Below are 1,655 nucleotides of genomic sequence, written 5' to 3' on the forward strand. Positions count from 1 at the left end.
AGCCGGGTACACCCGTTCGGGTGCCCGTTTGAACCGGATGTTCGGTGGCAAGCCGACCCGCACCGCAGGCGCGTCACGCGCCGAGGAGCGGAAGCGGCGCGGCAGTGCTCTTCCGATGCTGTCGCCGGAACTGGCCCGGTATGCGTGCCCTGGCGCTCGAGGAGCGACCCGCGGATTAAAAGAACCTTGGCATACCTACCGGAACATGCCGGTCCGTACCAGGGAATGCCCGAACGTGCAGGCTGCGGCAATTACGGATGCCCGCGAGTATCGGACGCTGTCGGCCAGGTTCGCAGCGTCCGCACCCAGAATGAGCCCACAGCACCCATCGTTTCTTCGGATAACGGGCGATTACGTTTGTCACCCACAGTATTCGGTGAATCCCAGCAATGCGACGCCGATCGGGCGAATGGCGGTGCGGGTGGCGCGAACGGCGGGCCGGGGCCGCGCCGCCCGCCCGGCGGTGTCGGCGCGCCCCGCTCTCTCCCGGCGCCGACGGCGCGAAGCGGTCGCCGACGCGCGGCGACGCCCCGGCCGGCATCGAGTGGCTATAGCAGCTTCCGCAACTCGTCGGCGGTCATGCCGATGATGGACAGGATGTTGCGCAAGGTTCCTTTGGGCACGTCCTTGCCTGCGTGAACGGGTATGATCACCGTACGGCCGTCGGGATGGCGCATGACGTGATGGCTGCCACTGACTCTCGTAACGATGAATCCGGCGCGTTCGAGTGCCTTGACCACTTTCGCCCCTGGTACTACCGGGACGGTGGCGGGCATCAGGCGACGTCGAGGGTCAGGGTCAGCTCGTCCGGCGGACCGATCTCGGCGAGCAGGACCTCCAGTGCCTCCCGCAGGTCGGCGATCGCGGCTTCCTGGGTCAGGCCGTCGCCGACCGCGCCGACGCCTGGGCGGAGCTGGGCGGACGCGCACCAGACGCCGTCCTCGTCCTGGTCGATGGCGTAAGGCACATGAACAACGCGGGTCACGATCGCCATTTTCGCATGTCGCGGTCGATGACGCCGCGAGGAGACCGAGCAGGGGCTGTATGTCCTGCCCCGGAAGCACCACCAGCTCTATCCCGGGTGATGAGGCGTCGCAGGTCATCCGCAAGGTCATCGAGGAGCAGGGCGAGTTCGGCGAGATCAAGATCACCGATGCGGGCGTGTAGCGTGCCAAAACTCGCTGCGACACAAGGTCGCACACTATGAGTGATCTTCCTGGAGCGGAGGGTCGATGATCGACGGGTAGATCCGGGTGTGTGCTCAACACCCGTCCCCGCTCTCGGCATGCGTCACAGGTGACTGCGCTGTGGGGTGGGCACTGTTGCATCGGCAGAGTCCGTTGTCCCGCAGCTCCTGACCGGTCATGATCGAGTGATGCGTCGACGTCGTGTCCGTCCACCGGTTCCGACGTCGGAGTTCGCCGGGTTCCGGTTCCCACCCGAGATGATCATGCTGGCGGTCCGCTGGTACCTGCGGTACGCCCTGTCGTACCGCGACGTCGAGGAACTCCTCGCCGAACGCGGCCTCGAGGTTGATCACGTCACGGTCTACCGGTGGGTGCGCCAGTTCACCCCGCTGCTGATCGACGCGGCCCGGCCATGCCGGCACACACCGGGTGATCGTTGGTTCGTCGACGAAACGTATGTGAAGGTCG

Annotated in this window: 3 protein-coding genes and 1 pseudogene; 2 read left to right on the plus strand and 2 right to left on the minus strand. The window is 66.2% G+C overall.

The window, feature by feature from the left end; genetic code table 11:
• Positions 1-548 precede the first annotated feature (548 nt).
• Positions 549-740 (minus strand): type II toxin-antitoxin system HicA family toxin, encoded by a 192-nt coding sequence (locus tag MJ783_RS21285; RefSeq protein ID WP_370651762.1) that lies wholly within the window; start codon positions 738-740, stop codon positions 549-551.
• Between the two features lie 35 nt (positions 741-775).
• Positions 776-985, minus strand: a complete 210-nt coding sequence (locus MJ783_RS21290; protein ID WP_239313179.1) for a hypothetical protein — start codon at positions 983-985, stop codon at positions 776-778.
• Between the two features lie 59 nt (positions 986-1,044).
• On the opposite strand from MJ783_RS21290, the gene MJ783_RS23385 reads away from it, so the two are divergent.
• Positions 1,045-1,167, plus strand: coding sequence for a hypothetical protein (locus MJ783_RS23385; RefSeq protein ID WP_255724130.1), 123 nt, complete (start codon positions 1,045-1,047; stop codon positions 1,165-1,167).
• A gap of 208 nt (positions 1,168-1,375) precedes the next feature.
• Positions 1,376-1,655, plus strand: a pseudogene (locus MJ783_RS21295) (IS6 family transposase); the annotation flags it as partial.

The sequence above is a fragment of the Protofrankia sp. Cj3 genome (assembly GCF_917627355.1).
Taxonomy (GTDB): domain Bacteria; phylum Actinomycetota; class Actinomycetes; order Frankiales; family Frankiaceae; genus Protofrankia.